The sequence below is a fragment of the Microcoleus sp. Pol14D4 genome, assembly GCF_036701245.1.
GTDB lineage: Bacteria > Cyanobacteriota > Cyanobacteriia > Cyanobacteriales > Microcoleaceae > Microcoleus.
Genome location: NZ_JAUBQM010000143.1, coordinates 1 through 6,620 on the forward strand (window position 1 = coordinate 1; position 6,620 = coordinate 6,620).

General features: G+C 46.9%; 3 protein-coding genes. All 3 read right to left on the reverse strand.

Features of this window, described 5'->3' with window-relative positions; all coding sequences use genetic code 11:
* Window positions 1–188 precede the first annotated feature (188 nt).
* The 3 genes from QUA33_RS27100 to QUA33_RS27110 all read right to left on the reverse strand — a co-directional run bounded on the left by QUA33_RS27100 (window position 189) and on the right by QUA33_RS27110 (window position 6,238).
* On the reverse strand, window positions 189–3,392 hold the full coding sequence (locus QUA33_RS27100) for an efflux RND transporter permease subunit (protein ID WP_333152723.1): 3,204 nt from the start codon (window positions 3,390–3,392) through the stop codon (window positions 189–191).
* A 184-nt stretch (window positions 3,393–3,576) separates the two neighbouring features.
* A complete protein-coding gene (locus tag QUA33_RS27105) occupies window positions 3,577–5,358 on the reverse strand; it encodes an efflux RND transporter periplasmic adaptor subunit (RefSeq protein WP_333152725.1) in 1,782 nt (593 codons plus the stop codon).
* Between the two features lie 271 nt (window positions 5,359–5,629).
* Window positions 5,630–6,238, reverse strand: a complete 609-nt coding sequence (locus QUA33_RS27110) for a PadR family transcriptional regulator (protein ID WP_333152727.1) — start codon at window positions 6,236–6,238, stop codon at window positions 5,630–5,632.
* Between the last annotated feature and the right edge of the window lie 382 nt (window positions 6,239–6,620).

Consider the following 6,620-nt stretch of genomic DNA (forward strand, 5'->3'; position numbering starts at 1 on the left):
CAAAATCCTGGAAATCATTTTCGACTCCCCTCCCGTATTTTTGCTCGTATCATACCCTAATTCAGCAACGCCGAAGAATTAATCCCCGGAGTAATCTGGGGACTTTGGGGGTTTTGATGCGGGATTGGCGGGTTTTGGGCGATCGCACCAATGAGACTCACAAAACGATCGCCTTTTCAACTTACCAACTACAACGGCGATACTTTATCGCGTTCAATCTCCTCGTGGGGAGTTGTTTTGCCGTTCAAAATTGTGCCATCATCGGGCAGATTGTCTAGTCGATCGCGCTTCTTAAAGCGATCGCGAGCCGAGACAACCACCACATACAGAACCGGCACCATAAACAAACTCAAGAAAGTTGAAACAACCATCCCTCCGGCGATCGCATTCCCTAGCGATCGGCGGCTGGCTGCACCCGCACCTTCTGGGTTAACCAGAGGAGCAATACCCAAAATGAAAGCCAGAGAAGTCATCAAAATCGGTCGTAAACGCTCTTGAGAAGCCTCAACTGCCGCCTTAGCAATTGGATATCCCCGCTCCCGTAACTGGTTCGCAAACTCCACGATTAAAATCGCATTTTTACTCGCCAATCCAATCAACATCACCAAACCAATCTGGCAATAAACATCATTCGCCAAGCCCCGCAACGACTGAGCTAAAAGTGCACCCAAAATCGCCAGAGGAACCGCCAGCAAAATAATGAAAGGATCGACATAATTTTCGTACTGAGCAGCCAACACCAAGAACACAAAAATCAGCCCCAAACCGAAAATAATCGGTGCTTGACCCCCCGATTCAATTTCTTCTAAAGAACTCCCCGACCATTCATAACCAAAACCAGAAGGCAAAACTTGAGCCGACACCTTTTCCATCGATTTTAGCGCCTGTCCAGAACTCGCTCCCGGAGCCGGAGAGCCAGTAATCTCAATTGACCTATACAAATTGTAGTGGTTAACAGTTTGTGCGCCCACCACCGGAGTGATCTTCACCACATTGCTCAAAGCAATCATTTCATTCTTTCCAGAACGCACATACAATTTCCCAATATCTTCAGGGTTATCACGAAACTGTTTATCAGCCTGAACATACACCCGATAATTGCGCTGCTGGAGGTTAAAATCATTGACATACTGAGCGCCCAGAGCCGTTTGTAACGTACTGAAAACATCATTAATGGGAATATCTAGAGCCTTAGCTCGATTGCGGTCAACCTCCACAATTAACTGAGGCGTATTCGCAGCAAATGTACTAAATACCGCTTGCAATCCCGGTGTCTGATTTGCCTGCTTCAAAATCCCGCCCATAGCCTGGACTAAGCCATCTAAACCGCCGTTACCTTTGCGGTCTTGCAATTGAAATTGGAAACCCCCAAATTGACCTAAACCTTGAATAGCAGGCGGATTCACAGGGAAAATTCTCGCTTCGGGAATCGCGAAAAACTTACCCCGCAACTTACCAATAATCGCTTGTACAGTTTGATCTTCTCCGTGACGTTCATCCCAGGCTTTAAGTGTAGTAAATATAATGCCTTGATTAGAAGTGCTACCGCTAAAACCAAATCCACCCACTGAAAAAGTCCCGACAACTTCAGGAAGTTTGAGGATTTCTGCTTCTACCTGATCCATTACTTTCTGAGTGTATTGCAGCGAAACACCTTGGGGCCCTTGAATAATAGTCATGAAATAGCCCTGGTCTTCTTCCGGGATAAATGCTGTGGGCACTGATAAATAAAGCCAAGCTGTTACTCCTAGAGAAGCGATGAACACAAGGGTGACAATAGTCTTAATTCCTGTGAGAAATATTAACGATTTCCGATATTGCCGCTGTACCCAATTGAGAACTCCATTAAAACGGTCAAAAACCCAACCTAGCGGACCCCCAAACTTCGGCCCTCGACGCAGCAATATAGCTGAAAGTGAGGGCGTGAGAGTAATAGCAATAAAGGTAGAAAGCAGAACTGAAAAAGCAATTGTTAGCGCAAATTGTTTATAAAGCGCTCCTGTAGTTCCGGGGAAAAATGCCACAGGTACGAACACTGCCATCAACACTAAAGAAGTCGCAATTACAGCGCTAAAAAGCTCCCGCATCGACTCAAAAGCTGCTTCGCGGGCATTCATTCCTTGGCGGATGAGGCGGTCAATATTTTCTACTACAATGATAGCGTCATCAACCACTAATCCCGTCGCTAATGTCAGACCAAACAGAGATAAACTGTTAATCGTAAATCCGAAAACTTTGATAAACGCAAACGTCCCAATCAAAGAAATTGGAATTGTGATGATAGGAATAATAGTGGTGCGCCAGTCTTGTAAGAAAACAAAAATCACTATCACCACTAGCAAGACTGCTTCAAATAATGTCTTGACTACTTCTGCCATCGACTCTTCTACAAACAAAGTCGTGTCCAGCGCTACTCTATGTATCAACCCCGGAGGGAAAGCAACCGCTAGTTTTTCCATTTCTGTTTTGACGGCATGGGCAACATTCAAAGCATTACTTCCAGGCAGTTGGTAAATCCCTAAACCTACTGCATCGTTGCCTCGAAATCGCAGAAATGAGCTGTAATTCTCTGCCCCTAGTTCTGCTCTCCCCACATCTTTTAATTTAACTAACGTTCCATTGGTCTCTGTTTTGAGGACGATTTCTTCAAATTCGGCTGGTTCTTTCAGGCGACTTTCAGCACGCAAGTCAATTTGATACATTTGTCCCTGTGGAGCCGGTTCTTGACCAACTCTCCCAGCACCAACTTGCAAGTTTTGTTCGTTGAGAGCCGTCGTTACATCTTGCATTGTGAGACGGCGAGCTGCTAGTTTATTTGGGTCTATCCATAAACGCATTGCATAGCGTCTTTCCCCAAAAATTCGCACGTCGCCAACACCTTTTACCCGCTTTAAAGCATCTGCTAAATATAGGTCAGCGTAGTTGCTTAAAAATATGGTGTCGTATTCTTTATTTTCTGTAAATAAACCGATCGCTAATAGGAGACTTGTAGATTGTTTGGTAACTCTAACTCCTGTGCGCTGTACGGCATCTGGTAGTTGCGGTTGAGCAACTGCAACTCGATTTTGAACATCGACCCCGGCAATGTCTTTGTTGCGCGAGGAATCAAAGGTAGCTGTAATGGTGCTAGTGCCATCGTTACTACTACTAGAAGTTAGATATTTGAGTCCTTCAACGCCGTTAATTTGTCTTTCTAGGATGTTGGTAACGGCATTTTCGACAATTTCAGCACTAGCCCCGCTATAGTTAGCTGTGACGTTTATTTGGGTAGGGCTGATGTCGGGGAAGCGCTCGATCGGCAGGCTGGGAATGCTGATTGCGCCTACCAAAATAATAATTAAGGCGCAGACGCTAGCAAAGACTGGTCGTTTAATAAAGAAATCTGCAAACATTATTTGGGTAATGGGTAGTTGTTAGTTGATAATTGCTAATTCCTAATTGCATGAACTTCAGTCAAAAATTAAAATAGCCCTCTTTTTTAGAGCGGAGCAATCAAGTAGTTTCACGTAATGTAAGTAGTTGCGCTTTAGCGCTCTTAATTCCTATCTTAAGAGCGCTGAAGCGCAACAACCTACCTTATTTTTTGCTTTCTACTTGTAATTTTTTCCCTGCTCCTTCCCCTTCCTCTTGAGCCATAATAGGAGCGCCGTCTGTCAGGTTAAGAATGCCTGCGGTAACAATTTTTTCGCCTGCTTTCAAACCTTGGATAACTTGATAATTATTCCCCTCAATGGCTCCCAATTTAACGGACTTTTGTCGCGCTACTAAAGGTGGCATTCCAGGTTTTTGCTGTTCCGGCTTTTGAGCTGTGAAGACAAAAGTTTCCCCACCTAAACGAGTGACGGCTGTTACTGGAACTAAAATTCCCGGGTTCTGTTTCCAGATGACTTTAGCTTTTACAAACTGGAGATTAAGCAGTTCTCCACCTGGGTTGGGAAAGGTGGCTTTAGCTAAAATTGTTTGGGAATTGGCGCTGACGTTTGGGGAGATAAAACTGATTTGACCTTGGGCGATCGCCTTACCTTGAGCGTCGAGCATTTGTACTGGCAGCCCTAAGCGTAATTGAGGCTGCCGTTCCAAAGGAATTGATAACCGCAAGTCTAGCAATTGGTTTTCTGTCAGGGTGGCAATGGCGTTACCTTTTTGCAAGTAATCACCTACTTTCACTGGTATGTCGCCGATGACTCCCGCGAAAGGCGCGATGACAGCAGTTTCTTGCAGTTGTACTTCAAAGCCGCGCACTTGAGCGGCGGCCTCGGCAACTTGCGCTTCAGCTTGATCGATCTGTTCTTGGCGCGTACCGTTGGCTAACTGCGCTAATCTGCTCTTGGCTTGTGCGACTTCGGCTTCGGCTTTGGCTATTTCCTCTGGGCGCGAACCGTTTTGCAATTGCCGCAAAGCTTGCCGCTGCTGTTGCAATGCCGCTGTCCGGCGCTCGATCTCGGCTTGTCTGTTCTTTTGCCGCTGCTCGAACCGCCTTTGAGCTTCTCGGAGGTTGGCTTGGGCGGTGCCTGCTTTTTGGGTGTATTCCTCGAGGGTGTTGGCGGATTCTGCACCTTCTTTTGCCAATGCCTGATATCTGGCAAGCTGCTGGCTGGCTAATTTTGCTTCGGCTGTGCTTGCCTCTATTTGGGCTCTTGCTTGGGCAATGTCTTCTAAGAGGCTACCTGTTTGGGCGTCGGCGAGGTCGGCTTCAGCTTGGGAAACGCGGGCTTGGGCTTGACCAATTTCTTCGGGCCGAGAGCCCGATCGCAGTTGGGCGAGGTTGGCTTGGGCTTGGGCGACTTGGGCTTGAGCTTGGGCTATTTCTTCAGGCCTGGCTCCTGCTTGCAATTCGGCTAAATGGGATTGAGCGCGGATCAGGTTGGCTTGGGATTGCCTCAAGTCAGCTTGGGCGCTCTCGCTTTTCATGCGGGCGATGGCTTGCCCTTTGTTTATGAAGTCCCCTGATTTGACAAAAATCTCCGTGACTAGCCCTTCTACTTCGGGTTTGATTTCTACCGAACGCTTGGCTTCTAAGCTGCTGACAAATTCCGAGGCATCTTGGACTGAGCTGGTTTGTACGGCTGCGAGCTTGACTGGTATGCCTGGGGGTTGGGCTGCTGCTGCGGGTTGCTGTGCGCGATTATGACCCGATTGCCACGAGTACCAGCCGATACCTGCTGCGCCTGTGGCGATCGCGATCGCGGCAATTAGGGGCCAGCGCGATCGCGGTTTACCAACAGGTTGGGGGCGATCGGCAACGGCTGCAGAATCCTGCAGTTGCTCGCTGTCTGCATCGGCTGGGTGCAGTTCCGGTGTGAGAGATTTTTGCTCTTGGGCTTCAACGACGGATTCTGGGGATTTAGAATAACTCATGGGCAGCACCACTTAGATTTTTTTAACTTCTGACTTACTGAGACTTTGGCGGAATCTTTGATTCCTCCGGTGCCCCCCTCAAACAGAGGAGGAATAAGGACAAGCGCTTTTAAACAGGATGGAATCTGGAAAGTCCCTTTTTAATGGGGTTGGGGTATGTGCAGGGCTTTAGTCCGATCGCAGTTAGTCAAGCCAGGGGGTGATTATTTTTAGGAAAGCTTTTTGTTATCTCTCAAAAGTTACGATCTCCAGGGAAGATTAGACCTCCTTCTTATGGATTACCTGAGTGGGTGAATTGCAAGGATTTTTCCTTGGATTCAGCGGATTCAGCGGAGGTTGGGGAGTCACGCACTCCTGCGATCGCGCTTTTTTCCTTGGCTAGTTGCTCGGTTAACCACTCTATCTCTGATGCCAGCACTGACTTGCAGCGATCGCGAGAGGCGAATTGATAGTCATCGGTTAGTGGATATTCGCTCTTGAGGCTTTCGATGTAGTCTTGTCGGGTGTAACAGGCTCGCAAGCGGTGTTCCAACAATTTCAGCCGTTCTGCGGGTTCTAAGTCGCCAAAAAAGAAAAACTTGATTTGGAACCGGGAACCACTGTTAACCCAGCTTTCTTGAGGGTGTTCGAGCATTTTTTGCCGCCAGAGTTCGCGCCCTTTGGGGGTAATTCCATAGATTTTGCGCGGACAACCCGCATCTCCGGCTTCTTCGGCAATTACCGAAATCTCCCCTCGCTCTTCCAATCGCTTCAGCAGCGGGTAAATCGCTCCGTAGTTGACGCTGATGCAACTGCTCATAAACAGCTCCAGTTGTTGCTTTAACCGATAGCCGTGCAGGGGTTGCAACTGTAGCAGCCCAAGGGCTGATAATTCAAGCATTTATATCAAATTGATATTATAGTCTGAATTATATAACTATATCTGACTCAAGGGCGATCTGGTCAATAGCTAATTTGAAAGAAATTACATCACGATGCACAGAAACTAATATTTGTCAATACCCTTAATATATATTTTTTGTGTTCAATAAAGGGCGATCGCTTTATAATTATAGAATCCATTTGAGAAATCACAATAGTGCTGATTTACCTCGATTTCGGTCACAGGAAGGGCAGAATCTCACTTGTGTTCAAAGTGAGATTCTGCCTGGTCTTGGATGTCTCCGAAATGATTTAATAGACTCTGCTGGCGTTGCTGAATTAGGGTATGATACGAGCAAAAATACGGGAGGGGAGTCGAAAATGATTTCCAGGATTTTGAT

What these genes read in the sequence shown, in the direction of transcription:
- QUA33_RS27105 (WP_333152725.1), bottom strand. Translation starts at nt 5,358, where the DNA reads ATGAGTTATTCTAAATCCCCAGAATCCGTCGTTGAAGCCCAAGAGCAA.
- QUA33_RS27100 (WP_333152723.1), bottom strand. Translation starts at nt 3,392, where the DNA reads ATGTTTGCAGATTTCTTTATTAAACGACCAGTCTTTGCTAGCGTCTGC.
- QUA33_RS27110 (WP_333152727.1), bottom strand. Translation starts at nt 6,238, where the DNA reads ATGCTTGAATTATCAGCCCTTGGGCTGCTACAGTTGCAACCCCTGCAC.